The 26126-nt window shown below is 60.2% G+C and carries 21 protein-coding genes and 1 pseudogene; 14 read left to right on the top strand and 8 right to left on the bottom strand.

Annotated elements, in window-relative coordinates:
* Positions 1–762: 762 nt before the first annotated feature.
* The 8 genes from ACX3OZ_RS19390 to ACX3OZ_RS19355 are packed head-to-tail and all read right to left on the bottom strand — an operon-like array spanning position 763 to position 10218.
* Positions 763–2388: an FGGY-family carbohydrate kinase gene (locus tag ACX3OZ_RS19390; RefSeq protein WP_459105272.1), complete on the bottom strand. Its 1626-nt coding sequence runs from the start codon at positions 2386–2388 to the stop codon at positions 763–765.
* Positions 2389–2430: 42 nt separating this feature from the next.
* Positions 2431–3441, bottom strand: a complete 1011-nt coding sequence (locus ACX3OZ_RS19385) for an ABC transporter ATP-binding protein (RefSeq protein ID WP_459105271.1) — start codon at positions 3439–3441, stop codon at positions 2431–2433.
* Entirely contained in the window at positions 3438–4205 is a 768-nt protein-coding gene (locus tag ACX3OZ_RS19380; protein WP_459105270.1) for an HpcH/HpaI aldolase family protein, read from the bottom strand. Before ACX3OZ_RS19380 ends, ACX3OZ_RS19385 begins: the two co-directional genes overlap by 4 nt.
* 20 nt (positions 4206–4225) lie before the next feature.
* Entirely contained in the window at positions 4226–6343 is a 2118-nt protein-coding gene (locus tag ACX3OZ_RS19375; RefSeq protein ID WP_459105269.1) for a hypothetical protein, read from the bottom strand.
* A gap of 5 nt (positions 6344–6348) precedes the next feature.
* Positions 6349–7239 carry a carbohydrate ABC transporter permease gene (locus ACX3OZ_RS19370; RefSeq protein ID WP_459105268.1) on the bottom strand — a complete coding sequence of 297 codons (891 nt, stop codon included), beginning with the start codon at positions 7237–7239 and terminating at the stop codon, positions 6349–6351.
* 35 nt (positions 7240–7274) lie between these two features.
* A complete protein-coding gene (locus ACX3OZ_RS19365) occupies positions 7275–8177 on the bottom strand; it encodes a carbohydrate ABC transporter permease (protein WP_459105267.1) in 903 nt (300 codons plus the stop codon).
* Between the two features lie 36 nt (positions 8178–8213).
* Complete coding sequence (locus tag ACX3OZ_RS19360; RefSeq protein ID WP_459105266.1) at positions 8214–9488, bottom strand: ABC transporter substrate-binding protein; 1275 nt, start codon at positions 9486–9488, stop codon at positions 8214–8216.
* Positions 9489–9531: 43 nt separating this feature from the next.
* Positions 9532–10218, bottom strand: a complete 687-nt coding sequence (locus tag ACX3OZ_RS19355; protein ID WP_459105265.1) for a GntR family transcriptional regulator — start codon at positions 10216–10218, stop codon at positions 9532–9534.
* Positions 10219–10299: 81 nt separating this feature from the next.
* Between ACX3OZ_RS19355 and ACX3OZ_RS19350 the strand changes: the two are divergent.
* The 14 genes and pseudogenes from ACX3OZ_RS19350 to ACX3OZ_RS19285 all read left to right on the top strand — a co-directional run.
* A pseudogene (locus tag ACX3OZ_RS19350) lies at positions 10300–10476 on the top strand (IS30 family transposase); the annotation flags it as partial.
* A gap of 203 nt (positions 10477–10679) precedes the next feature.
* A complete protein-coding gene (locus ACX3OZ_RS19345) occupies positions 10680–12239 on the top strand; it encodes an ISL3 family transposase (protein ID WP_459105264.1) in 1560 nt (519 codons plus the stop codon).
* Between the two features lie 972 nt (positions 12240–13211).
* Entirely contained in the window at positions 13212–14717 is a 1506-nt protein-coding gene (locus tag ACX3OZ_RS19340) for an ABC transporter substrate-binding protein (RefSeq protein ID WP_459105263.1), read from the top strand.
* 60 nt (positions 14718–14777) lie between these two features.
* On the top strand, positions 14778–15725 hold the full coding sequence (locus ACX3OZ_RS19335) for an ABC transporter permease (RefSeq protein WP_459105262.1): 948 nt from the start codon (positions 14778–14780) through the stop codon (positions 15723–15725).
* Positions 15722–16594 (top strand): ABC transporter permease, encoded by an 873-nt coding sequence (locus tag ACX3OZ_RS19330; protein ID WP_459105261.1) that lies wholly within the window; start codon positions 15722–15724, stop codon positions 16592–16594. Before ACX3OZ_RS19335 ends, ACX3OZ_RS19330 begins: the two co-directional genes overlap by 4 nt.
* Complete coding sequence (locus tag ACX3OZ_RS19325) at positions 16591–18345, top strand: gamma-glutamyltransferase family protein (RefSeq protein ID WP_459105260.1); 1755 nt, start codon at positions 16591–16593, stop codon at positions 18343–18345. Before ACX3OZ_RS19330 ends, ACX3OZ_RS19325 begins: the two co-directional genes overlap by 4 nt.
* Positions 18346–18397: 52 nt before the next feature.
* On the top strand, positions 18398–20215 hold the full coding sequence (locus tag ACX3OZ_RS19320; protein ID WP_459105259.1) for an ABC transporter ATP-binding protein: 1818 nt from the start codon (positions 18398–18400) through the stop codon (positions 20213–20215).
* A 485-nt stretch (positions 20216–20700) separates the two neighbouring features.
* Positions 20701–21240, top strand: coding sequence for a sigma-70 family RNA polymerase sigma factor (locus ACX3OZ_RS19315; RefSeq protein ID WP_459105258.1), 540 nt, complete (start codon positions 20701–20703; stop codon positions 21238–21240).
* Entirely contained in the window at positions 21227–21985 is a 759-nt protein-coding gene (locus ACX3OZ_RS19310) for an anti-sigma factor family protein (protein ID WP_459105257.1), read from the top strand. The genes ACX3OZ_RS19315 and ACX3OZ_RS19310 overlap by 14 nt, the downstream gene beginning before the upstream one ends.
* 13 nt (positions 21986–21998) lie before the next feature.
* On the top strand, positions 21999–22724 hold the full coding sequence (locus ACX3OZ_RS19305; protein ID WP_459105256.1) for a Bax inhibitor-1/YccA family protein: 726 nt from the start codon (positions 21999–22001) through the stop codon (positions 22722–22724).
* 12 nt (positions 22725–22736) lie between these two features.
* Positions 22737–23258, top strand: coding sequence for a DUF2076 domain-containing protein (locus ACX3OZ_RS19300; RefSeq protein ID WP_459105255.1), 522 nt, complete (start codon positions 22737–22739; stop codon positions 23256–23258).
* A gap of 6 nt (positions 23259–23264) precedes the next feature.
* The gene (locus ACX3OZ_RS19295) at positions 23265–23915 is read left to right on the top strand and encodes an exopolysaccharide biosynthesis protein (RefSeq protein WP_459105254.1); all 651 of its coding nucleotides are present in this window, start codon (positions 23265–23267) and stop codon (positions 23913–23915) included.
* A 34-nt stretch (positions 23916–23949) separates the two neighbouring features.
* On the top strand, positions 23950–25509 hold the full coding sequence (locus ACX3OZ_RS19290) for a TerC family protein (protein WP_459105253.1): 1560 nt from the start codon (positions 23950–23952) through the stop codon (positions 25507–25509).
* A gap of 62 nt (positions 25510–25571) precedes the next feature.
* The gene (locus ACX3OZ_RS19285) at positions 25572–25937 is read left to right on the top strand and encodes a hypothetical protein (RefSeq protein ID WP_459105252.1); all 366 of its coding nucleotides are present in this window, start codon (positions 25572–25574) and stop codon (positions 25935–25937) included.
* Positions 25938–26126: the final 189 nt, after the last annotated feature.

Genomic DNA, 26126 nt, shown 5'->3' with positions numbered 1-26126 from the left:
AAAAATCGCACGCGCACATGAGACCCCCGCTCGGGCTATGCCCTCCCGGCGGTCTCATGTGCGCGCCAAAGGTGGCCTGGTCTTGCTCCGCCTAATGGCCGGATTTTACTCCGCCGTTGACACCCCAGCGACGTCCAAACTAAGGAGTCGCGGAGGAAGCTTTTTGAAGAGGGTGTTCGTGTGGTCCGAGGCGCGTCGTTCAGCCTTTGCTCCATCCGAGCCCGTGGATTGTCAGTTGCCTTCCAGCCCCTGCCCGGTGATCGTGTGGAAATTCGCCGGATTCTCGATCGTGACAGGTGAAGCCATTGCCCTCCATTTAGCTCCTACCGTCGTTAACCACTTAAATTGTGAACACGCGCGTTATTCCAGTGCCGATCGGCACACTAACCCGCCCCGTCCGCTGAAGACTTCGGCGAAGGACACCCGCTGGGTAGTGGCGAGCTGCTTCGCTTCGGGGTCGGTACGCGCGGTGAGGTAGCGGCCAGGCCCTGATGTCATCGCCCGATTGAGCATCCCCCGGTATGGGCGTTCCATTTTAGCTCCTTCATCCCAGGAGCCCAACGATGACCACGATCCTTTCCGCTACCCCTGTCAGCCCGTTACGCCAGAAGCTGATCGACGATATGAACATGCGCCATTTCTCGGTGGCGAACCGGCAAGGGTGAGCGACTACGATTGATGCGTAGAGCAAACTGGGAACACCTACTGCGTCGAATTCATACCGTACGCAAGGCGCTAATGCTGCACAGCCGGGAGGAGATTTCAGTCAGCCTGGCCCAGGCCGCGAATCCGTCTGCCCGCGGTTTGCAGCTCCCTAAAGGCGTCATATCGCTGGCTGTGTAGACCGCTATGCCGTTCGCTCGGCATTGCGACGTCTTCGATGGACGACATGGCTTGCATCGCCTCACTCAGCGATGCATGAACGCCGGCAGCAACCGCTCCAAGCATAGAGGAGCCGAGCAAGACCGGCTCCGAGGCCGCGGTCACGAGCACCGGGAGCCCGGTTGCGTCTGCAAGCAACTGGCGGATCAAAGGTGATTTCCCGGCACCGCCGCTGATCGCAATGGCGTCCAGAAATACGGCGGCGGCGCGGGAAACATCAAGGATCTGCCGCACGCCGTAGCCAAGGCCCAATACCCCTGCGACATAGAGTGCCACGAGGCTTTCAGGCGATTTATCCATGCCCAGACCCGCAATCAATGCCCTGGACAGGGGATCGGCGTAAGGCGACCTGTTGCCCAAAAATTCGGGCACAACATGCAAATCGCCCGCAAGGTTGGCGGCATCGGACATGTCCGAAACGGCGCCGGTAGCGCGTTTTGAAAGCAGCGCAACCAGCGTCTCGTTCGCAGCCCTGGCCTCCTCCTCCAGGAGGGCGGCTGCCGGATGAAGCGTGACAAGATGGTCCAGGGCAGACCCGGCAGCGGATTGTCCACCTTCAAGCAACCAGACGCCAGGAACCATGGCGGAATAGTATGGCCCCCACACGCCAGGGGCCATCCGAGGATTCTCGGTCGATACCATGGTGCAGGCAGATGTGCCAAAAACATAGGCAATGCGCGAGGTGACCGAGCCGATTGCGCCGCGCGCGCCGACGGTTCCGATGCCCCCCGCGTGAGCATCGATGAGGGCGGCCGCGACGGGGGTCCCGCTCTCGAGCCCCAGCTCCAGGGCCGCCTGAACGGTCAGCCCCTGCCCAATAGCGGTGCCCGGGGCAACAATATCAGTGCCAATGCGCGAAAACCCCTCTTCAGCGAGAGAGCCGAGACCGATGCTGGCAAAATAGCTCGCGTCCCATCGTTGCTCGTGCGCCAGATAGGTCCATTTGCAGGTGACTGTACATGTGGATCGGGCAAGATTGCCGGTGGCTTTCCAGGTCAGAAAGTCTGGAAGGTCAAAAAATTGCCACGCGTTGGCGAAGACATCGGGTTTATTTTCGCGCAGCCACAGCAATTTCGGAGTCTGCATCTCGGGTGAGATTCGTCCGCCGACATATTGCAGCACCGAATGACCGGCGGCGTTGATGCGTTCGGCCTGATTGAGCGCCCGATGGTCCATCCAGACAATGACGTTCCGCTCATCATCGCCAGAATCACCGATCGGCAACGGCGCCGCGCCATCACCAAGCACCACCAGTGAGCAGGTGGCGTCAAACCCTATTCCGGCAACATCGCTGGCGAAAATTCCGGCATTGCGCACGGCGGTGCTCACGCTGAAACACACCGCCTGCCAGATATCCGAACTGGACTGTTCGGCACGATCTCCCGGCCCCAAATGCAGGGTGATGTCGTGGCTCGCGGTGGCCAGTGACACCCCCGTCTCGTCAAAGACACCGGCGCGCGCGCTACGCGTACCGACGTCGATCCCTACGAAGTAACGGCGGGCCATAAAATCATCTTCCGTTGTTGACGCCCCCGGGGGCCGCCTGATTTAAGCGGCAGCCAGAGTGTTGCCCTGGACGTCGAAGCGGTGAAGTTCGGACGGCGTTGGCGTGAGATACACCATATCCCCGGCGCGGACAGCGATGCGGCCGCCGAGGCGGACGACGACAAGTTCGGTCGATCCGAGGTCGACATAGACATAGTTGTCCGACCCCAGATTCTCCGAATGGATGACCTTGCCGCTCCATGAGCCGGATTGCAGGTCCAGCTCAAGGTGTTCAGCGCGAATGCCGACAGTGGGGGCGCCGAAGGGCTGCGCAAACGGGCCGGACAGGAAGTTCATCTTGGGCGAGCCGATGAATCCGGCCACAAACTGCGTCCTGGGGGTTTCATAAAGCTCAAGCGGCGTGCCGATTTGCTGGATGACGCCATCCTTGAGCACCACGATGCGGTCGGCTAAGGTCATGGCTTCCACCTGGTCATGGGTCACGTAAACCATGGTGGTGTTCGGAAGCTGCTCATTCAGAGCGGCGATTTCCAGCCGCATCTGAACGCGAAGCGACGCGTCGAGATTGGAGAGAGGCTCATCGAACAGGAAGATCTTGGGATCGCGAACGATCGACCGTCCGATCGCAACACGCTGGCGCTGTCCGCCGGACAAATCCTTCGGCAGCCGGTCGAGGTATTTCGTCAGCTCGAGTTTGGCAGCGGCTTCTTCCACCTTCGCCCGGATCGCGGCTTTCGAGAGCTTCTGCAGTTTGAGCGAATAGCCCATGTTCTCGTAAACCGTCATATGCGGATAGAGAGCATAGCTCTGAAAAACCATGGCAACGCCGCGCCTGGACGGCGCTACGTCGTTCGACAGCATGCCGTCGAGGTATAGCTCGCCAGTTGAAATCTCCTCCAAACCGGAGATGCATCGCAACAGCGTGGATTTTCCGCAGCCGGATGGACCAACGAAGACTACGAATTCTCCAGACGCAATCTCAAGATTGACGTCCTTCAGAATTTCGGCGCTGCCGTAACTCTTGCCGACATTCTTCAGAGCAATGGTGGTCATTTCGAGCTCCAGCCGTCACGAAGTTTTGCGAAGTGGGCGTCCATGCCGCTCACCATGTACTCAATGTAGCCACCCGCAGCGATCACGTTGGCATTCAGGCTCATCAGGTGCTCCGTGGTTTCTCCGCTGCCGCCCGTCGCAATCGCCCGGATCATGCCACGCTGCTTGGCCTTGGCGAGAATTTGCGCCGATATGGCGTTCAACTCCGAATTGGCATGGTCACGTGGCAGTCCCAGCGAGCCCGCCAGATCGTTTCGGCCCACCAGCACGCCATCAAGGCCCTCAACGTCAAGAATCTCGTCGAGAGCGTCTAGCGCCTGGGCGGTCTCGATCTGCACCATCACCACGAAGCTGTCGTTTGCGGTGGCGGTGTAGCCTTCGATATCACGGTAGTAACTGGCGGCGCGCAAAGGACCGAAGCCGCGTTTGCCGACCGGAGGATACTTGCAGATTTCGACCGCGCGCCGAACCTCTTCGACCGTTTCCACCCGGGGAAGCAGCACGCCATCGGCCCCGCCATCGAGCGCCCTCATAAAGGAATGGGTGTCGTTGTCGGCAAGCCGCACAAGCGTCTTGTTGCCGGCGGCCCTTGCGACGATAAGGTTCATCAGCATGGCGCTGGTGTCCATCAGGCCATGCTCGCAATCGACAATCAGGAACTCGAAGGCTGACTGTGCGACGGCTTCCGAAACCAGCGGGTCAGAACTGCTGACCCAGGTTCCCAGGACCAGTTCGGCGGTTTTCAACTTATTCTTGAACAGCATTCTTTCGCTTTCCGCCTTGCCTACCATGTAACTTTTCCCGTCTCCCAGGCGAATTCCTGCAGGTGATCGACGACTTGCCGATCAATGCTTGCGTTGACGCTCTTGAGCTCTACACGCTCAAGCGCCAGCTTGATTTCGAGGTGCTGTTCGGACCAAGTCGGCAGTGCGCCGGTCTCAATACCCTCTAGAATTTCATTGAAGGCATCGCGCAGCGTGTCGAAGCCCTGATAACTGCGCTGCGCCCGGGCGACAGCGCGGATGCGAAGCTTGTGCTGCTCGAACAGACGGGACCGCGTCCCCACCAGGGCGCGCAATGACGCATCGCTCTCGGACAAGCGCCTGTCCAGATAGGCGATGGTGCGTCCCAGTCCATCGCGGAGATCGGCGTTCTCGATCCACTCGGCAACCCGGTACCGCAAGATCGCCGCGAGCTCCCGGTCACGCGAAAAGACCGTCTTGGCGTGCTCGATCAGCTCAACGCACACTACAAGGCTGGTCCAGCGCCAGTCAGACCTGACCGAAGAGTTGGCAGCTTCCACGGTGCCGACCAGTGATCGACGCAGGCTCATTTCGCCGTCCATCGACACAGCGCCATTGAGGGCCCGTTCGATAGCAAGGATGAGTTGGGCGCCCGCTTCGGCCGCATCACGGCCCCATGTGGTGTTGGCATAGTCGAAGGCGATCTCTTCCGCCGTCGTGCCAGGGTTCCACATCAGCGCCGTCCAGGCGAACTTGTTGATGTCGTCGGTATTGCCTTCCGAATATGGAACAATACCGTCGGCGGTGGGCGCTATGCCCTTGTACTGGCGAATGGTGTCCATGATCCGCGGGACAGGCGCATCCTGGCGGGCCCAGACATATTGCAACAGCGGATCCATCTCGACGATGGGGTACTGCGACTGGAAGGCGTGGACCTCGTCGGGGTATTGCAAAAGAGCGTATTTTCCGTCGAGCGCCGAGCGCAACCGTGCCGGCCCGGACGCAAAAAAGTCCATGCCCGGATATTGCTCAAGCGACAGGCCTCCGCCCTGCCCGTCCGCCGGGCTGAACGTCATGGTCTCACTGAAGGGGCCATAGACGACACCCTCGACATAGTCCGGCTTGGTCTCGGACAACCAGTTCAGAACATGCTGGGCGTCGCTGGCCGAAAGACCCTGCTGCGACAGCCAGATGGTGCAGTCGGGGTGGATGGACCGCACCAGGGCGGACTGCTCTTCGACAAGGTCGATGTAAGGCGCAGACCAAGGATCGCAGTCTGGGCAACCGGGGCAGCCGCCATCGTCCCGCGACGGAATGAACAGCACATCGATATTGTCCAGAAACTCGAACATCGTCTTGCGCAGGGCGGTAATTTCCCGCCGCGCGGCCGGAATATTCGGACAAACGAATGACGCCGAGTTCTTCGCCAGGCTTGGATCGTTGATGACCTGCTGCGGCCAGATGTCATTTGGCGACAGATAGACGCCGTAGCGCATGCCAAGTTCCCGACATAGGACGGGAATGCGAGCCTGGATCGCCATCTGGCGGTCCCACTCCTTCCGGCGCTCCTCGGAGTCGAACCAGGGGGGCGTGGCGTATGGCAGGGCGCCATGCCAGCGCGAGGGCTGCGCGGGATAGACCACGATCAGATTGTTGCCCCAAACAGCAAGCTCGGTGAGGTAGCGCTCCCACTCCTCATAGGTCCACAAGTCGAACGTGTTGGTTTGCTTGTGGTTCGCCAGCACCTGACCACGGACCTTGCAGCTGGGCCTGAAGCGCCAGCTGCCGGCAAGCGGCCGCACCTTTCCATCGGCAACGTCGCTGCGCCGCAGCAATTGCCCGACTGCGGCGAGGACGACGCTGTCGCTACCGGCCACGACTTCGACCTGCACCCGACCATCGGACTGCAAAACGTTGATGGAGAGGTCTTCACTGGCGTAGCCATCGCCGTCTGCCGCCATGCGCAGGATTACGGTGGCCGATTTACCGTCGTCGGTCGTCGCAATGCGCCAATTCTGGCCGGACAATCGCGTCATTTCGGACGCGAGGAATGCCCCTGCCCGCTTGAGACGCGGATTGCCAATATCGACCAACACGACGGCGCCGGCGTCAATGATGTATCGCTCGCCGGAGAGCTGATGCGAACTCGTGGACAGCATAGTAATTATCCCTTCAGACCAGAGTACGCCATGCCAGCGATGAAGTACTTCTGTCCAAACATGAAGACCAAAATCAAAGGAAACACTGAGATGGTTGAAGCAGCCATCAGGATGCCCCAGTCCTGAATGGGGCTGGATTCGCGGAACACCTGGAGCGCCAGCTGGATCGTGTAGATCGAGGCGGAATTCGTCACCACGAGTGGCCAGGTGAAGGCGTTCCAAGTGCCCACAAAGGTAAGGATTCCCAGAGTGGCCAGAGCGGGACGCGACAGAGGCAGCGCGATTTCGATCAGGATGCGCAGGTGCGACGCACCGTCAATGATGGCAGCTTCCTCGATCTCCCTTGGCAGGGTGGAGAAGAACTGGCGCATCAGAAAAATACCGAATGGCGTTACTGCACCGGGGATGATGAGACCGGGAAAGGTGTTCACGAAACCCGACCCGCCCTGCCCAAAGATGTCGTTACCGCCCGCAAGTGGAAAGAAACGAATCGTCAAGAAGTTCGGGATGAGGTGCGTTTCCCACGGGACAAGCAGGAGCGCGATAATCGAAACGAAAATTGCAGTGCGGCCCGGAAAACGAAGGCGAGCCAAAGCGTAACCGGCCATCGATGCCAGGATCAGCATGCAGATGGTGGCGCCGCCCGCGTAGAGGAAGCTGTTGGTAATGTAGAGCAGGAAGTTGGACCGACCCAAGGCTTCTGAAAAATTCGCCAGGGACGGTGTCAGAGGCAAAAAGCTTGGCGACTGACTATAGATCTCGGCATTGCTCTTCAGAGCAGTGATGATCATGAAGAACAACGGTGCGATCGTCGTCAGAGAGACCAAAGAGAGGATGCAGTAGGCCGCGGACCTTCCGCTCCAGATGCCTCGGGAGAATTGTGCAATAGCTGTCATTTTACCGATCGCTCGATGGGGTGCGGTGGCCAAACTTACCGGCGCGGTTTGCGTCGAAAGCCAATGGCATTGATTGCGGAGATGGCGACCAGCAGCCAGAACAGCACCAGCGCCATGGCGGACGCGTATCCCATCCGGCCAAACTCGAAGCCGTTGCGATAGATTTGATGCACCACTGTCGTAGTCGTCGAGTTCGGCCCGCCCTTTGTCATAACAAAGATGGCGTCAAAAGCCTGGAACGCCGAAACGGTGACAGTCACGGCCAGGAAGAAGGTAATCGGTCGCAGGGACGGAATGGTTATGTCGATGAACTTGCGCCACCAGTTTGCACCATCAAGCTCAGCGGCCTCATAGAGTTCTTTGGACACCCCTTGCAATGCCGCGACATAGACGAGCATGCAGAAGCCGAACGAACGCCAGATGCTCATGATGATCAACGCCGGCATGGCGCTTTTCGGGTCGTTGAGCCAGTTTGGGCCAGAAATTCCGACGAAAGTCAGCGCCTGGTTCACCAAACCCAGCTGGTAATCATAGGCCCAAATCCAGACCATGGATGCGGTAACCAAAGAGGTGAGAGCTGGCGCATACAGCGCCAGCCTGAACAGCCACTTGAACCGGATTTTGGTTTCCAGGAGTGCTGCGGTAATCAGCCCAATGGCAATGCTCGGCACAACGGTGCCAACCGTGAAGATGACGGTGTTGATCATCGCCACTCGAAACTGCTCGGAGGAAAAGACCTCCTCGTAGTTCTCGAGGCCGACCCAGCCCCACGGATTGACCAGGGAGTAATCCGTAAAGCTGAAGGCGGTGGTGGCCAGAATGGGAATGAAGTAGAAAAATGCAAGAATAATCAGCGCGGGAATGACCAGCGCATAAGCTGTGATTTTTTCACTTGATCCCGCACTCAATGCAGACCGGATACGAAATCCTAAAGGCACTGGCCATCTCCTGGCGTCAAATCAGATCGTCGGGTGTTAGCGCGACAGAATCCGATTAACCTCGGTTTCCGCATCGGCGAGAGCCACATCAAGTGCCTTCTTGTTGCTCAGGCCCTCTTCGATATGGCGGCTGATGGCCTCCCAGATTGCCGTGTAATGCGGCGTCAAAGGCAGAGGTCGCGCAATATCCAGCGCATCCACAAATGGCGTAAGCTGGGTCAGGCTTGCGATCTCCGGCGCGGACTGCGCCGCCTTGAGCGCGGGCAAGCTATAGGTGGCCGCGCAGAAATCGACCTGCGGTTCCATCGCGCTGGCGAAGGCGATGAACTTGAGCGCCATGTCCGTATTCTTGCCATTGCGCATGACATAATAGGAGAACGGATCGGACATGCTGACAGCGCCGCCATCCTTTCCCGGGATCGGCAGGGAACCGAACTCAATGCCATCGCGAGCCGAGAACATGGCGATCGGGTTGAGACCATAGGTGAGTGCGGCAGACTGGCTGAGGAAGGAATTGTTGCCGCCGGGGCCGGTGAAACCGATGTCGTAGACCTTATCGACATGGATGAGAGAATGCCAGAATTCGAGGGCCGCACGGCCAGCATCGGAATTGAACGCTGCAGTCTTGGCGTCATCCGAAAGGATCGCGCCACCAGCACCCCACAGCAGCAGAGCAAAAAGGTTCTCGCCATATTCACCGGGCGGAACGTTCAGCGCCAGACCGGCACGCACCAGGGTATCGCCGTCACGCTTGGTGAGAGCCTTGGCCCATGCCCGCAGTTCTTCCCAGTTCTGGGGAGGGACGGACGCATCCAGGCCGACTTCGGCCAAAGCCGTGCTGTTGTACATCAAGGTACGGCTGCTGGCGAACATCGGCAGGCTGATGCGCTTGCCGTCATATTCGCCGCTCGGCACGAAGCGGGGGTCAAGCTGCGACAAGTCCAGCTCGTTGGCAGCAAGGACGTCATCCGACAGCTCAAACAGATGCCCGCCGCGCGCATATACCGGCGCTAGGTAATAGTGATTGATGACCACGTCGGGCACCACGCCGGCAGCAATCGCCGACTGCAGCTTGGTATGGCTGGACGCCACGTCGCCAAACACCGTGACTTCAATTTTCACGCCGGGATTTGCCGCCTCAAAAGCAGCATAGAGCGCATCGGCAGCCGCCTGCTTGCTGCCAGTCAGATTGGAGTAGATGCTGAGTGTGCCGGTATCGGCGAAGGCCGACGAGACACCAAAAGCACTGATGATAGGAAGCGATGCGAGAGTGGCACCACTATACTTCAGAAAGTCACGGCGCTTGGTCATTTGAGTATCCTCCGTTTTTACGCGCAAAATTATCAATCCGCTGTCAGCGAAGCGATCTGGCCTCAAGGATTCGGGCTTTCGATTCCAGGAGGTGATTTTTGATTTCGATGAGGGCCTTGGCCGTCTGCTTTTCTTCAATCAGCCGAACGATCCGGATGTGGCTTTCATGCACAACAGAAAGATCGACCTCCTTGCGCTCGGCCACCGACATCATCACAGCATAGGTGGGACGGTAGTGCGCCCAGACTTCCAGCATCCGCCGATTGCCGGCCAGCTTGTAGAAGCCCGTGTGAAATTCCAGATCCAGCTCGGAATACGATGAGCTATCCGCGCTATCCGCAGCGACCTTCATCGTTTCCAGTATGCTTTTCATCCCAGACAAGTCTGCATCTTCAATATTGATGCAAAGTTCGATCGCCTTCGACTCGAGCGTTTCGCGCAAAACATAGAGCTCATCTATGTCCGCAGCCGTGATCCCCAACACGAAGACGCCGCGCTTTCGGCTCTCCACAAGCCCTTCGAGCTCGAGTTTGTTAAGCGCATCCCTTATTGGCCCACGACTAAGCCCGAACATCTCAGAGAGAGACGCCTCCACCAGATGAGTCCCGACGGGTATTTCTCCCGCGATGATCATGCGGCGCAACGTATTGGTCACCTGCTCGCCCAATACTGGCGCGGGTGACGCGGGCACAACGCTGCTTGTCGACCATAGGAATCTCTCTGAAGCCATTCACGATCTCCTTGTCGGTTAACCGTAGACCGTCAACCGATATCTGTCAACGAATAGCCGTAGGACGCGTTTTATTCTGCGACCAGGAGGCGGATGCGCCTGGCCAAAAGCGTACAAACTCGGACTGGACAAGGGCAAATCCTGGATATGGTCTCCATCCATAATCGCCCCGCCGAGGCTGAGGATCGCGCCGTTCCAGGTCACTGGCAGAGTGATCTGCTCTTCGGCGCGAACGACACGCACATCGCTACGGTCGTCGCGGGCGACGTGCGCGGACGATGCAACGACACATGAGCTGAAAACGAGCGCCCCAGTATGCTGAATCAGACAACGGTTCCTTTGGTAGCCCAGGCGTGTGGTGAGCGTTATCGAACCGTCTTCGGCACGTGGCAGGGGCTCTGACTCACTCTCGATGATACTTTCTGGCGAAGTGGTGCTGTTTTCGAAGAGGAAGCAGCAGCATGGCGATGAATATGCGGATTTCGTCCTTAATCCCGGCTGGACTGGTCGTTGAGAGCATAACCGAGACAGAGGCGGAGATCGTGGTTCTGGCGCGGTCGGCGGAGCCTGAGCGGCTTTGCCCGCTGTGCGGAACTCGCTCAAGACGCATTCATAGCCGCTATCTCCGGACCGTTTCCGACCTGCCTTGTGCGGGTCGTCGGGTTGAACTTCGCCTGATGGCCCGGCGGTTCGTTTGCGACGTGCCATTCTGTCGGCGGAAGATCTTTGCTGAGCGCCTTGCCGATGGCGTTGTGGCAGAGCGATCACGACGGTCGTCGCGGCTGGAATGTATTGTTCATCATCTTGGGGTGGCACTTGGAGGACGGCCGGCGGCAAGCTTGGCCCGGCGGCTGATGGTGCCGGTCAGCAACGACACGCTGCTCAGGGTGGTGCGGCGCCGGGCCCGCCAGCCCACTGAGGTTCTGAAGGTTGTCGGCATCGATGACTGGGCCTGGCGCAGGAACCATCGGTACGGTTCCGTCGTCTGCGACCTGGAGCGGCGGCGGATCGTAGCCCTGTTGCCTGATCGAGAAATCGCCATTGTGGCGGCCTGGCTCGCCGATCATCCGGAAATTGGCATCGTCTCCCGTGATCGCGGTGACGGATATGGCGCTGCGGCAGCAAGGGCGCTGCCCAAAGCAATCCAGGTTGCTGACCGCTGGCACTTGATGGAAAATGCCAGCGCTGCTTTTACCGATGCCGTCCGCAAGTCCATGCGGTCGATCCGGGCCGCAATTGGCGCCGCCACGACAATCAACCCCGAACTGCTGACCTCGGCCGAGAGGCTGCAATATGATGGTTATGTCCGGCGCGAGGAGACAAGCGCGGCGATCCTCAAGCTTGCCGGCGAGGGTATTGCGATCAAGCAGATCGTCCGACTGACTGGCCATAGCCGGAAACTCGTGCGGCAGGTCATCCGCGGTCAACCCACCGAGATGTTCCGGGGCCGACAGAGTTCGCTGGAACCTTGGCTGCCCTGGCTGGACGAGCAATGGCGGTCAGGTTGCAGCAACGGTGCCGACCTGTGGCGCCAGCTGCGGGAGAAAGGCTTTCGGGGTTCTTTGCGCGTTGTGGGTGAATGGACAACGCGTCGCCGGCGAGCCGAGACGGCTTCAGATCAGCAGTTGCACAGGGTGCCGTCCGCCAGAACCATCGCGCGGTTGATGACTACCGCTCGCGATCATCTGAGCAAGGCAGAGACCGTCACCATCGCCGCCATCGAGGCCGGCGTTCCAATGCTTGCAGAGGCGCGTCGGGTTGTCGACGATTTCCACATTATGATCCGCAAGAAGGATGTCGCGCGGCTCGATCCGTGGATCGCAGAGGCCGGCCCCCGCCTGATCGCATCCTTTGCCAAGGGTATCAGCAATGATAGATCCGCCATCCGCGCGGCGATCACCCAGCCATGGTCCAACGGTCAGGTCGAAGGGCAGATCAACAAGCTCAAGCTGGTCAAGCGGCAGATGTACGGTCGCGCCAAACTTGACTTGCTCCAGGCCAGACTGATCGGAGCGACATGATCCGGCGATCATCGAATGTGCGTCAGAGCCATCATGTAACCCCGCCCGTGATTGAGATTTCAATGACTTACAGTGCAGATCGGCGCCCAAAGCACGCGCCTATTCACAGATTGCGAAACTGGAGCCGCTGCGGTGCGTATGAGGCCTGATTACGATAGTTTTTTCGCCGCCCCCACAACCACTAGAGCGAGGCTTTAGAGCGTTTCTCGCTGGGCTCCGGAAATACACGTAGGTGCCAATCCTCCGCGGAATGAGGCGGCACAAAGATCGAGAGCGCCTCAATGCTCGTAATGCTGCCAAGGTCGGGCGCAGTCGTGACGGCGACGTCCGTCACCTTCAGGGCCTGCAACCAAAACCCTGTAAAGATAATCCATTTGCATCAACGCCTCCCAAGCAATTGCCGCCCTGACTTTCTTGTGACCGCGCAAAAGCAGTCCGCACCAATCTGCTTCGAAAATACCTGTGCTGTCTTTTAATATACTTGTAGAAGTATTTTCCGAACTAGAATTCATATAAGCGACGCTATGCTCTCATTCGAATAACGCTGAATCATTTCGGTAGTCCTGACAATATGCCTTACAGGCGCGGGCCCAGAAATGATTTGCCATCATATCTCAACATTCATATGCATGAGCGGATGAGTTGTTTTTCTTTTGCCCAGACTGATGCGGTTCTGCGCCGCACTTGGCCTTCCTTGATGGCGTTGCCCACCGGCTTCGCCGTTCCAGCTGTCCGTTCTGGGCGGCGCCAGGCGCTGGGCGCCTTTGACGCAATTCATTCGCCATCTGATGTGCAGCGCTTGCGGGCCGTAGAAATCGCCGCCTGCACATTCCGGCAAAATCTCGAACTGGGTGCGGAGTGGGGAGGCGCAAGCGACGCTCCACTGAGTGGCGGCCTGCGGCTTTGCCGACCGTTCTCGCTCGGTGTCGTGCCTGGAACAATCAGAGTTTTAGTTTTATTGAGGAGTGTAGAATGAAGAAGAAGCATTTGCTGACAGCGTTTTTGCTGTCTGTTGCGATGGGCGGCACTGCCTATGCAGCAGATCTCCGTATCGGTCTCAACGAAGACCCGGAGTCCCTTGATCCCGCGCTGTCGCGGACCTTCGTTTCCTCACTCGTCTATGAGCAGCTTTGCGACCGTCTGTTCAACACCGACCTGAACATGCAGATCACGCCTGAACTGGCGACCGATTGGCAGTGGTCGGAAGATGGCCTGACGCTGGTCCTGACCCTGCGCGAAGGCGTCGTCCATCATGACGGCACCCCGTTCAACGCCGAGTCCGCCAGCCGCGTCCTCGACCGCAACATGACCCTGCCGACGTCCAGTCGCAAGGCCGAGCTGGCCTCGATTGCCGGTACGGAAGTCACCGGTGAGCACGAGCTGACCATCACGCTGAAAGCGCCAGACGTGACGCTGATTGCCCAGCTCGCCCACCATGCGGGCCGCATGTATTCGCCCGACGCAGCCGACGCTGCCGGTGACAATTTCGGCCAGAGCCCGGTCTGTACCGGTCCCTATGCGTTTGTGAGCCGCGTCGAAGGCGACCGCATCACCCTCGAGAAATTCGCTGACTACTGGGAAGCCGACCAATACGCCTATGATCGCGTGATCTTCATGCCGATCCCAGACACCACCGTTCGTCTCGCCAACGTACGCGCGGGCGATCTCGATATCGTCGAGCGCACTGCGCCGTCCGACGTGCCCTCGATCCGTGAAGACAGCCGCCTGCAGCTGTTTGAAGTGCCGAACATCGGCTATCAGGGCATCACCATCAATATCGCCAATGGTCCGCGCTCCGAAGCGGCGCTGGGTGCCAACGCACTGGTCCGCCAGGCGCTGTCGCTCTCAATTGACCGTGACGCGTTGAACCAGGTCGTGTTCGACGGCCAATATGTGACCGGCAACCAGTGGGCTGCTCCAGGCACCGCGTGGTATGATGAGCGCTTCCCGGTTCCGGCGCGCGACATCGAAAAGGCCCGCGCGCTCTTGGCTGAGGCTGGCGTTGAAACCCCAGTAACTATTGAGCTGCAGACCGGCAACGCGCCTGTTGCCATGCAGCAGGGGCAGGTCGTTCAGGCCATGGCCGCAGAAGCTGGCATCAACATCGTGCTGCGCGCCACCGAGTTCGCCACGCTGCTGTCCGAGAACGTCGTCGGCAATTTTGAAATGTCTCAGCAGGGCTGGTCGGGCCGTGTCGATCCGGACGCCAACATCCACCCCTTCGTCCACACCTCGGGCTCCAATAACGACCAGAAATACTCCAATGCGGAGGTTGATCGTATTCTCGATCAGGCCCGTACCGAAGCTGATCCCGCAGTCCGTAAGGCACTCTACGATCAGTCGACCGAGATCCTGCAGCATGATCTGCCGCTGATCTATCTCTACCACATCAAGTATTTCTACACCCTGCGTCAGGGCATTGAGGGCTTCACCCCCTATGCTGACGGCATCATCCGCCTGCGTGGCGTAACCGGCTAGTCTTTCGAACCCGCCGGCCTTTTTAGGCCGGCGGGGCACTCGAACACGGAAACCACGTCCATGATGCGATATTTTCTGAGCCGCGTGCTGGTCGCGGTTCCGACGCTGATTCTGGTGTCGATCTTTGTTTTCATGCTGCAGAAGCTGCTGCCGGGCGATCCGATCCTGGTGATGGCCGGTGAAAGCCGCGATCCGGAAACCATCGCTTATCTGCGCGAGCTGTACCGGATGAATGATCCGCTCATCTGGCAGTATATCTATTGGCTGGGCGACGTGTTGCAGGGCGACCTCGGGCGCTCGCTGCGCAGCGGTATTCCCGTGACCGCGCTGATTGCCCAAAAGCTCCCCGTCACCATCCAGCTCGCGGTCATGTCGATGATCTTCGCGATGCTGATCGGTATTCCTGCCGGCGTGATTTCCGCCGTCAAGAAAGGCACGTTCTGGGATTATCTGGCGAATTTCGTCGCCCTGTCCGGCCTTTCCGTTCCAAATTTCTGGCTCGGCATCATGCTGATCCTGCTCGTTTCGGTGAATCTGGGCTGGCTCCCGGCCTCCGGCTATGAAACCCCGTTCGTCGATCCCTGGCGCAGCTTTCAGACCACGCTGATGCCCTCCATCGTGCTGGGCACCGCCATCGCCGGTTCGCTGATGCGCCATACCCGCTCGGCCATGCTGGGGGTGCTGCAAGCTGATTACGTGCGTACCGCGCGGGCCAAGGGCCTTTCGGAAAAAAGCGTCATCCTGCAGCACGCGCTGCGCAATGCACTGCTGCCGATCGTGACGCTGTCGGCGGTGATGTTCGGCGAACTGCTCGCCGGCGCTGTTTTGACCGAGCAGATTTTCACCATTCCGGGCTTTGGCAAGATGATCGTTGATGCGGTGTTCAACCGTGATTATGCCGTGGTGCAGGGCGTCGTCCTGGTCACCGCGACCGGCTTCATCCTGATCAACCTCCTGGCCGACATGCTTTATTTCCTGCTTAACCCACGCATGAGGGCAACCCTATGAGCGCGACAACGGCGACTGTGACTGTCCCAGCGCGCAGCGGAAGCCGCGCCTGGGCCAAGTTCAAGAGCAATCGGAGCGCGCTGATTGGTGGCGTGGTGGTGGTGTTTTTCTGCGTCATGGCGCTGTTGGCCCCCATCCTGCCGATTGCCGATCCGACCGCGACCGACTGGGCGCTGGTGCGCAAGGCGCCATCGGCTGCCAACTGGTTCGGCAGCGACGAAATCGGCCGCGATATCTTCTCGCGTATGCTGTGGGGCGCGCGCGCCTCGCTGATGGCGGGCGTGATTTCGGTGCTGATCGCCGTTGCCGTCGGCGTGCCGCTGGGCATGGTCGCCGGTTATTTCGGCGGCTGGACCGACCAGATCATCGCCCGCGTCACTGATGCGATGCTGGCCATGCCCTTCTTGATCCTCGCCATCGCGCTGGCGGCCTTTCTCGGGCCAAGCCTGACCAATGCGATGATTGCCATTGGCCTGTCGGCTGTGCCGGTATTCGTCCGCCTGGCTCGAGGTCAGGTGATGTCGGTCAAGACCGAGGAATATGTCGATGCCGCGCGCGCCCTCGGGCTCGGCCATCGGCGCATTCTATGGCGCTACGTGCTGCCCAACATTTTTCCGCCTTTGCTGGTGCAGGCGACGCTGACCATCGCTACGGCCATCATTGCCGAGGCCTCGCTGTCCTTCCTTGGGCTGGGCCAGCAACCGCCGCATCCAAGTTGGGGCGCGATGCTGTCGACCGCCAAGAACTTTCTGGCGCAGGCGCCCTATATGGCGATCTGGCCCGGCCTGGCGATCTTCATGGTGGTGATGGGCTTCAACCTTTTGGGTGATGGTCTGCGTGATGCTCTCGATCCGCGAGACAATGGATGACCGGCGCTATTGCTTCGACACACGCGCTCGCCACACAGGCGGGTGCCGATATTCTTGCAGCCGGTGGCAATGCCTTCGACGCCGCCGTGACCGCCGGGCTGGTGCTGCAGGTGGTGGAGCCGCATTTGAATGGTCCGGGCGGCGATCTGCCTGCGATCATCTGGAAAGACGGCGCGGCGCAGATTCTGTGCGCGCAGGGTCCGACCCCGGCGGGCGCAACCATCGCGCACTACCGCGCCGAAGGGTTGCATCTGATCCCCGGCGATGGCCTGCTGGCCAGTGTCATTCCGGGTGCCTTTGACGGCTGGATGCTGATGCTGCGCGACCATGGCAGCATGGAGCTGGCCGATGTCATGGCCCCGGCCATCCATCTGGCGGCCGATGGTCATCCGATCCTCGACCGTGCCGCCGATACCATTGCCCGCCTTGCCGATTTCTTCCGGCAGCATTGGCCTGGTTCGGCCCAGCTCTGGTTGCCCAATGGTGCGCCGCCGGCGCGCGGCAGCAGTTTTGTGAATGCCGACCTCGCCGCGACTTGGCGCCGTATTGTTGCCGCGGCACAAGGCGCGTCCCGCGAAGCGCGGATCGACGCGGCCCGCGATGCGTTTTATCGCGGCTTCGTCGCCGAGCGGATCGGTCAGTTCGTTGCCGAAACCGAAGCCATGGATGCCAGCGGCACCGCCCATCGCGGCGTGCTGACAGCGGCAGACCTGGCTGGTTATGCCGCCCATTACGAGGCGCCCGCTACATTCGATTATCACGGCTGGACTGTCGCAAAGACCGGTCCCTGGGGTCAGGGGCCGGTGCTGCTGCAAACCCTGGCTTTGCTGGCCGACGATGACCTGGCCAAGCTCGATCCCCTTGGGCCTGAGTTTGTGCATCTGGTCATCGAGGCGCAAAAGCTCGCCTTTGCCGACCGCGAAATCTACTACGGCGATCCGAACTTCACCCCCGTGCCGACCGCGGCATTGCTCGACCCGGCCTATACCAAGGCCCGCCGCGCTCAAATCGGCGCAGAGTCCGACAACACTCTGCGTCCCGGGGTCGTGCCCGGCTATGCCGAACAGGTCGAGCAGATGCTCGAGCTGCTCAATCGGGTCAGCCTGCCCGAAGGCGCGGTGTACGAGCCCACCATGGCGCATCTGGCAACCGTGCCGCGCGGCGATACGGTGCATCTCGATGTCATCGACCGTTGGGGCAATATGGTTTCTGCCACCCCGTCAGGCGGCTGGCTGCAAAGCTCGCCCATCATCCCTGGCCTTGGCTTTTGCCTCAATTCCCGCGCCCAGATGTTCTGGCTGGAAGACGGCGTGCCCGGCTCGCTCGCCCCCGGCAAGCGTCCGCGCACCACGCTGTCGCCCAGCCTTGCCTGGCACAAGGATGGGCGGCGTCTGAGCTTTGGCACGCCCGGCGGCGATCAGCAGGATCAATGGCAATTGCTGTTCCTGCTGCGCTATCTGCATTCGGGCATGGACCTGCAGGCGGCGCTCGACGCCCCGATGTTCCACTCCACCCATATGCCGGCCTCGTTCTATCCGCGCTCCCGCCACCCCGGCGGCGTCGTGGTCGAGGCCGATCTGCCCGAAACCACGCGCGATGCGCTGAGCAAAGCCGGCCACGATGTGTCGGTGGTCAAGGCCGGCAGCATTGGCCGGGTCACGGCGGCCCTGCGCGACGCTGATGGCACGCTGACCGCTGCGGCCACGCGACGCGCGACCTATGGAGCGGCCATCGTGCTGGATAAGCCGTGAGCAAAGCCCTGCCGCAAAACTCTTCATGCGCGTCATCTGAGACGAGGAAACTATGACAACGCCCGTTCTGTCGATCCGCGACCTGAAGACGTCATTCCTTGTCGAAGGCAAATGGCAGCAGGTTCTGCATGGCATCTCGCTGGATGTGATGCCGGGTGAAACCGTCGCCATCGTTGGCGAATCCGGCTCGGGCAAAAGCGTTACCTCGCTGTCCATCATGGGCCTTTTACCCAGCGGCGCCGCCAAAATGTCGGGCTCGATCAAGCTCAATGGGCGCGAACTCATCGGGCTGGACAATTCCGAGCTGCGCAAGCTGCGCGGCGCCGAAATGGCGATGATCTTCCAGGAGCCGATGACCTCGCTCAATCCGGTGTTCACCATCGGGCGACAGATCGCCGAAGCGCTCACCACGCATAAGACGCTGAGCGCCGCCGAAGTGCGGGCCGAGACCATCCGCCTGCTGGAAAAAGTGCGCATTCCCAACGCCGATCAGCGCCTCAAGGCCTACCCGCATGAGTTTTCCGGCGGTATGCGCCAGCGCGTGATGATCGCCATGGCGCTGGCGTCGAGTCCCAAGCTGCTGATTGCCGATGAGCCGACAACGGCGCTCGACGTGACCATCCAGGGCCAGATTCTGGACCTGATCAAGACGCTGCAGGAAGAGGAAGGCATGTCCGTCCTCTTTATCACCCACGATATGGCCGTGGTGGCTGAAGTGGCTGACCGGACGGTCGTGATGTATCGCGGCGAAGCGGTCGAGGCCGGCCCCACGGCGCAGATTTTTGCCAGGCAGGATCATCCCTATACCCGCGCCTTGCTGGCGGCCGTGCCGCGCATGGGCTCGATGACCGGCAAGAGCCATCCGCTGCGTTTTGGCATCGTTGACCGCGAGACTGGCATTGCTGGGCTTGAGCGCCCGCTGGATAGGCCCGTTGATACCAGCACGCCCATCCTGCGCGTGCGCGATCTGGTGACGCGCTTTAGCGTCAAGGGGGGCTGGCTGGGGCGCAAGACCGGTGCCGTCCACGCCGTCGAAAAGGTTTCGTTTGACCTGTTCAAGGGGGAGACCCTGGCATTGGTGGGCGAATCCGGTTGTGGCAAGTCCACCATCGGCCGCTCGATCATGCGGCTGACCGATAGCGAAAGCGGCGAGATTTCCATTGAGGGACGCAATGTGCGCACCATGGGCAAAACCGAGCTCAATGCGCTGCGTCAGCAGGTGCAGATGATCTTCCAGGATCCCTATGCGAGCCTCAACCCGCGCATGTCGGTCTCTGAAGCGCTGATGGAGCCATTCCTGGCCCATGGCCTGGGTAACCGCGCCCAGGCGCGTGACAAGGCTGCCGCCCTGATGGACCAGGTGGGGCTGTCGCCCGACATGCTGCGCCGCTATCCCCATGAGTTCTCGGGCGGTCAGCGCCAGCGTATTTCCATCGCGCGGGCGCTGGTGCTGGATCCAAAAGTCATCATCGCCGACGAGTCGGTTTCGGCGCTCGACGTGTCGATCAAGGCGCAGGTGGTCAATCTGCTGCTCGACCTACAGGAGCAGCTGGGCCTGTCCTATCTCTTCATCAGCCACGACATGGCTGTGGTCGAGCGGGTCAGCCATCGCGTGGCGGTAATGTATCTGGGGGAGATCGTGGAAATCGGTCCGCGTGAGGCGGTGTTCGCCAATCCGCAGCACCCCTACACTAAAAAGCTCATGGCCGCCGTGCCGGTACCCGATCCGGCCCGCCGCAATATGCGCCGCTCGATCAGCAATGACGAAATCCGCAGCCCGATCCGCGCCCTCGGCTATCAGCCACCAGAACGGGCGTTCCGCGATGTGGGTGCGGGCCACGTCGTGCGCATCGAGGACGTGGCCAGCTAGAGAAGGACGCGTTGGCCGAGACGGAAGTGTCGATGTCGGAAGACAACAAGGGTTTGAGTTAAAATCCTTGTCTGTGTAGGCAGGTACCTGTGGCTAGTGTCCTTCGTCATCACCTCGCGCGCCTTGCCCGGAGGAGGCGATCCGAATTTGCAATGGAGGGCAGACGCCAGCCCGTGCCAGAACTAGCGCTAGCGGGGCCGCAATCCGCCTTGTTGAGCAGGTCGGTCCAGGTGACGATGCCGTTCACCTTGCGCATGCTGTCAATCACCGACAGGTGTAATTCGGCGCCATCATGTGACCCCGCTCGTGATTGAGATTTCAATGACTTATCGTGCCGATCGGCGCCCAAACCACGCGCCTATTCACACGCTGGGCTGGCACTGACGGCGATAGCCCTGGTTGCCCTTTTCGGATAAAATCAGGCTCCGCGAAAATAAATCGACATCGGGATGGAATAATCCGTCGTCGAGATACGCATACTGAATATGCCCAAGTGGACGTCCCGCATCGATGTCAGGAGCCAGCTCGCTGGATTGCGACGCTATGCGCTGTCGTTGACCCGGAATGAGGCCGATGCTGAGGACCTGGTGCATGACGCCTTGCTCGACGCCCATGAAAGCCGTCGCAGCTTTCGTCCTGACGGGAATCTGCAGGCTTGGTTGATAGGCATCCTGCATAACCGCTTCATCGACCGGAAGCGATCCGCTGCCGCCATGACCCGTCGCGATGAGGCCGCCTCTCGGTTGCAGCCCACTTACGCCCCGGCACCACAAGACGACAGCGTTCGGCTGTCGCAGGTTCGCCGCGCCTTTCTGGAACTCCCAGAAGAGCAGCGTGCCGTCCTTCACCTGGTCGCGATCGAAGAGCTTTCCTACCAGGAAGTCGCCGAGGTGCTGGGCGTCCCGATCGGGACGGTGATGTCGCGCATCGCCCGGGCCCGCGATCGGTTGCGTGAGATTGAAGCCGCACCTGGGGGCAAGCTCATTCCTTTCAGAAGCGTCGGAGGACATGATGGCCAGAAGTGACAAGGTGTCCGAAGACGACCTGCATGCCTATATCGATGATCAGCTCGACGTCGCCAGACGCATCGAAGTTGAGACCTACCTGGCCGAGCGGCCTACTGCCGCCGCCCAAGTGATGGCTGACCTTCGCAATCGCCACGAGCTGCGGATGGCGCTTGTTGTCGAGCCGGGTTTCGCTCGGCCTGCTACCGGGGATGCAGCCAGACGGATCGAGGGAGCGCTCAGGCGCCACGCCTGGGCCCAGCGCTTCCGGCCTGCGATCGCAGCGACCGTTCTGGTCACAGCCGGTTGGTTCGCGCATGCCCAGTTCGCGGCGCAATCGACCAGCGAGGCCATGCTTCCCGGCTATGTCGAGGCGGCGCTGAACGCCCGGCAGGCGAGCCTGCTGCGGGCCGCAATGTATTCCCAACCCGAGGCGCCGGACTACGACCGAGCGGAACTGCTGTCCGCGACCGCGATCACCATGCCAGAGCTGCCGGCGGATTGGGTCGTGACCGACGTCCAGGTCTTTCCCTCCCAATTCGGTCCCAGCATCGAGATGGCAATCCAGGCCGAGCCGTACGGCTCGCTTTCCCTCTTCTCCGCCCGTCCAGGCCACTTCGCGGTTTCGCCGGTGACCGCGGCGCAGATGGGGGATGTAGCGGGTGCCTACTGGCAGATCGGCGAAATCGCCTATGCGCTCCTGGGCGACGAACGCCCCGAAATTCTCGGTGCGGCCGCCACCGGCCTGGCCGATACCCTCTATTGAATGGAGACTTCCTATGAGAGCCCCTAGCTCCCAATTCCGCTGGAGCAATCCGGCGACAACGGTGACTGGCGTCCAGTTCGACGCCGGCCTGCGTAGCCATATGCTGCGCGTCTACAACTACATGGCCATCGGACTTGTGGTCACTGGCATTGTCTCGTTCGTCATCGGCACCACACCAGCGCTCTACGTGCCGATCTTCTCCTCGCCCCTGCAGTGGGTGGTGATGCTGGCGCCACTGGCCTTCGTGCTGTTCTTCTCGTTCAAGATCAATTCGATCTCGGCCGGTGCAGCGCAGGCTTTGTTCTGGGCCTTCAGCGCGGTCATGGGCCTGTCGCTGGCCTCGATCTTCCTGGTCTTCACCGACACCAGCATCGTACGCACAGTCTTTGCCGCCGCCGCCATGTTCGGCGCTACCAGCCTTTATGGCTACACCACCAAGCGCGACCTGACCCAATTCAGTTCGTTGCTGATCATGGGTCTGATCGGTGTTGTAATCGCCTCGATCATCAACATCTTCCTTGGCTGGGACACGCTGCAGTTCGTCATCTCGATCATCGGCATCATCGTCTTCGTCGGACTGACGGCCTGGGATACCCAGGCCATCAAGGAGCAGTACGTTGAGCATGCCGGCGCCGAAGCCAACCAAAAGCTTGCCGTCATGGGCGCCCTGTCGCTCTACCTGAACTTCATCAACATCTTCCAGCTACTGCTGCAGCTCACCGGCCAGCGCGAAGAATAGGAATCCTTGCACATGCTCGCACCTGAAGACCGCAAAGCCATCGAGGGGCTGTTCGATCGCCTCGACACTGTCGCCCGTCAGAACCCGGATCGCGACGCCGACGCAGTCGCTCTGATCGAGCAGTGCGTCTCTGCAGCGCCGGTTGCCCCATACTACATGGCGCAGACCGTGCTGGTGCAGGAACACGCCTTGTCGGTGGCGCAGGATCGCATTACCGAGCTCGAAGCGGAACTGGCACATCGACTGGCGGGCGGCGGTTTCTTTGGGGGCCTGTTTGGCGGTAGCCAGCAACCCGGACGCCCATCGTCCCGACGCGTTACGCCCGGTCAGCAGCAGCCCAATCAGCCTGGTGGCGGCTTCCTTGCCAGTGCAGCCCAGACCGCGCTCGGCGTCACCGGCGGCGTGCTGCTGGGGAGCGCCATCGCCGGGATGCTGTCGCCCGGTGAGGCCATGGCCGAGGACGCACCGGCGCTGGATGAAGATCACGGCGGTGACGACTTCGGCGGTTTTGGCGACGACGAGATCGGGTTCTGATCCTTCATGTCCGACCCCAGTCGAAGTCTCGCCGAAGACGAAACCCCGTCGCAGGACGACCATCGTCTCTCAGCAACCCTGCTCAGGATCGCGGCCAAGCCAGGTCGCGATCGCATCTACGTCCGCGATCTGTTGGCCGAACTGGATCATCGCGCCATCGCGGCGATGATCTTCATCTTCGCCGTTCCCAATACCATCCCGGTACCACCCGGCGTCTCAGGCGTTCTGGGCGCACCGCTGCTCTTTCTGGCAACCCAACTCATGCTCGGCCGACCGCCCTGGTTGCCGCGTCTGATCGCCGACCGCTCGTTCGCTCGCACCGACTTCGAAAAAGTCGTCGTCAAGGTCGGGCCGTGGCTGCAGAAAGCTGAAAAGCTCATGCGGCCTCGCCTCGAAATCCTCGTCAAACCACCAGCAGAGTATCTGATCGGCGCCATCGCCCTGATACTGGCCGTCATCCTCTTCCTCCCAATCCCGTTGGGCAACATGTTGCCGGCGATCGCCATCTGCGTGCTCGCCCTGGGCCTGATCGAAAGGGACGGTTTTTGGGTGTTGATCGGCACGGCAATCTCGATCGCCTCGGCGATCATCGTTTCCGGGGTCATTGCCGCGTTCGTCTACGCCGGCTGGCTGGCCATCACGACTTTTTTTAACTGACACAAGGACGGTAGCCTAACGGCGCCGCAACCACATGTTCTTCGAATGGATGTCCGACCCCGCTGCATGGGCTGGCCTCGGTACCCTGATCCTGCTCGAGATCGTTCTCGGCATCGACAACCTCGTCTTCATCGCCATCCTGGCCGACAAACTTCCTGAACACCAGCGGCAGCGCGCCCGCGTGATCGGTCTGTCCCTGGCACTGATCATGCGCCTAGGCTTGTTGGCCTCGGTGGCGTGGATCGTCACGCTGACGGAGCCACTTTTCACCGTGCTGGACATGGAGTTCTCAGGTCGAGACCTGATCCTGCTGTTCGGCGGCCTGTTCCTGCTCTTCAAAGGCACCACGGAGCTGCATGAGCGCCTTGAAGGCCACCACGGGCCCAAGGAGGGGAAGGTCGTTCATGCCGTCTTTTGGCAGGTCCTTGTGCAAATTGTCGTGCTTGACGCGGTGTTCTCGCTCGACAGCGTCATCACCGCCGTCGGCATGGTCGAACATCTGTCGGTCATGATGATCGCCGTGATCATCGCGGTCGGCGTCATGCTGCTGCTATCCAAGCCGCTCATGGCCTTCGTGTCCAAGCATCCGACCGTAGTGATCCTCTGCCTGGGCTTCCTGATGATGATCGGCCTGTCCCTGATCGTCGAGGGCTTCGGCTACCATCTGCCCAAGGAATACCTCTATGCCGCCATCGGCTTTTCGATCCTGATCGAATCCTTCAACCAGATCGGTCGCCGCAACCGCGAGAAGTTTCTCAAAACCGCTGACTTGCGGGAGCGCACGGCCGACGCTGTGCTTAGCCTGCTCGGCGGCAAGAAGGGTGACATGAGTCTGGGCGAAACCGTGGATGTCATCGCGGAACAATCGGCAGGCGGCGCGATCTTCGCGAAAGAGGAGAAGGAGATGATCCAGGGCGTTCTGGGTCTTGCCGAACGCCCCGTCATGTCCATCATGACACCGCGTACAGAGATCGACTGGCTGGACATCGAGGACAGCACAGAAGCCCTCCAGGCCAAGATCCTCGACCTCGGCCATTCCCGTTTTCCGATCGGCCGTGGCAGTCTCGATGAGTTTCTTGGCATCGCCCTGGCCAAGGACTTGCTGCGCGATATCATCGAAGACCGCAAGGTCAACCTGGAGCGCTCCATCCGGGCACCTCTTGTTGTCCACGAAAGCGCCAATGTCCTGAAGCTCATCGAGCAGCTTCGGAACTCGCCGCTGCAGATGGCGGTGGTGCTGGATGAATATGCCGTCATGCAGGGCGTAGCGACACCAACCGACATCCTTGAGGCCATTGCCGGCGAATTTCCCGAAGAGGATGAGCCACTGCCGATGCTGCTGCAGCAGGATGATGGCATCTGGATTGCCGATGGCGGCGTCGACATCAGGCGCCTCTCCAATGCACTTGAGGTCGATCTAGTTGATGAAGCCGACCGCTATTCGACCGCTGCCGGTTACGTTCTGTGGAACCAAGGAGCTCTTCCCAGAGAGGGATCAGTGGTGGCTATCGGTGATCTGCAGTTCGAGATCTCCCAGATCGTGGAGATGCAGATTACCCGTTTGATGATCAGCACAAAACGATTGGGTCCATAGCGGGCCAATGTCCGTTGCTCACCCGCGCGAGGCATCCGCGTCCTCTCCATTGCCGCGCGCGGATGAACACGACCACGGCGCAGCCGCTGCGATGCGCGAGCGGACGGTTACGCACCACGGTCTATGAGACAGACACCGCCGAAACCGTTCGGGCCATGCAGTTGGCTGAGATGGTCGACGACCCCGAGATTTGTACCGGCGCAATGTGCAAATCAAGGCCCGGCGGTTCCACCGTGCTGAGCACGGCGAACATCGGTGCGCATCTATCTGCCGATTTAGACAGCGATTTCGACGGCTTTGCTGGCGGAGGTGGCCTTCTGCGCCTTGCGACAATTATCGAAGACCCATCCACTTCAGCATTTAAGCAGCGTCGCCAGTGTGAGATCGAGACCAGAACACAGAAAAGTGACAGCAGCGGCGCAATGTAAATAAAACAAAAATATAGTTCGTTCTTTGATAAAGACCCAATTAACAAAGACACCGCCGCGAATATCTACTTCCATTACAATAAATCAAACCGAATACAACAATATTCCTACACATCTGTCAGGCCGTTCGAATTGTGTTAAAAATACGACATTAGATTGAATATGGAGGAGACATCATGGCTGATTTTC

The sequence above is a fragment of the Devosia sp. A369 genome (genome assembly GCF_054489345.1).
This window is presented reverse-complemented; position numbering and strand designations above follow the sequence as displayed.

Excerpts from the sequence above, each read along its gene's own strand:
- ACX3OZ_RS19360 (WP_459105266.1), bottom strand. The coding sequence starts at position 9,488 with ATGACCAAGCGCCGTGACTTTCTGAAGTATAGTGGTGCCACTCTCGCA.
- ACX3OZ_RS19300 (WP_459105255.1), top strand. The coding sequence starts at position 22,737 with ATGCTCGCACCTGAAGACCGCAAAGCCATCGAGGGGCTGTTCGATCGC.
- ACX3OZ_RS19385 (WP_459105271.1), bottom strand. The coding sequence starts at position 3,441 with ATGACCACCATTGCTCTGAAGAATGTCGGCAAGAGTTACGGCAGCGCC.
- ACX3OZ_RS19340 (WP_459105263.1), top strand. The coding sequence starts at position 13,212 with ATGAAGAAGAAGCATTTGCTGACAGCGTTTTTGCTGTCTGTTGCGATG.
- ACX3OZ_RS19375 (WP_459105269.1), bottom strand. The coding sequence starts at position 6,343 with ATGCTGTCCACGAGTTCGCATCAGCTCTCCGGCGAGCGATACATCATT.
- ACX3OZ_RS19310 (WP_459105257.1), top strand. The coding sequence starts at position 21,227 with ATGGCCAGAAGTGACAAGGTGTCCGAAGACGACCTGCATGCCTATATC.
- ACX3OZ_RS19380 (WP_459105270.1), bottom strand. The coding sequence starts at position 4,205 with ATGCTGTTCAAGAATAAGTTGAAAACCGCCGAACTGGTCCTGGGAACC.
- ACX3OZ_RS19335 (WP_459105262.1), top strand. The coding sequence starts at position 14,778 with ATGATGCGATATTTTCTGAGCCGCGTGCTGGTCGCGGTTCCGACGCTG.
- ACX3OZ_RS19295 (WP_459105254.1), top strand. The coding sequence starts at position 23,265 with ATGTCCGACCCCAGTCGAAGTCTCGCCGAAGACGAAACCCCGTCGCAG.
- ACX3OZ_RS19355 (WP_459105265.1), bottom strand. The coding sequence starts at position 10,218 with ATGGCTTCAGAGAGATTCCTATGGTCGACAAGCAGCGTTGTGCCCGCG.
- ACX3OZ_RS19320 (WP_459105259.1), top strand. The coding sequence starts at position 18,398 with ATGACAACGCCCGTTCTGTCGATCCGCGACCTGAAGACGTCATTCCTT.
- ACX3OZ_RS19315 (WP_459105258.1), top strand. The coding sequence starts at position 20,701 with ATGCCCAAGTGGACGTCCCGCATCGATGTCAGGAGCCAGCTCGCTGGA.
- ACX3OZ_RS19345 (WP_459105264.1), top strand. The coding sequence starts at position 10,680 with ATGGCGATGAATATGCGGATTTCGTCCTTAATCCCGGCTGGACTGGTC.
- ACX3OZ_RS19390 (WP_459105272.1), bottom strand. The coding sequence starts at position 2,388 with ATGGCCCGCCGTTACTTCGTAGGGATCGACGTCGGTACGCGTAGCGCG.
- ACX3OZ_RS19285 (WP_459105252.1), top strand. The coding sequence starts at position 25,572 with ATGAACACGACCACGGCGCAGCCGCTGCGATGCGCGAGCGGACGGTTA.
- ACX3OZ_RS19370 (WP_459105268.1), bottom strand. The coding sequence starts at position 7,239 with ATGACAGCTATTGCACAATTCTCCCGAGGCATCTGGAGCGGAAGGTCC.
- ACX3OZ_RS19290 (WP_459105253.1), top strand. The coding sequence starts at position 23,950 with ATGTTCTTCGAATGGATGTCCGACCCCGCTGCATGGGCTGGCCTCGGT.
- ACX3OZ_RS19325 (WP_459105260.1), top strand. The coding sequence starts at position 16,591 with ATGACCGGCGCTATTGCTTCGACACACGCGCTCGCCACACAGGCGGGT.
- ACX3OZ_RS19305 (WP_459105256.1), top strand. The coding sequence starts at position 21,999 with ATGAGAGCCCCTAGCTCCCAATTCCGCTGGAGCAATCCGGCGACAACG.
- ACX3OZ_RS19330 (WP_459105261.1), top strand. The coding sequence starts at position 15,722 with ATGAGCGCGACAACGGCGACTGTGACTGTCCCAGCGCGCAGCGGAAGC.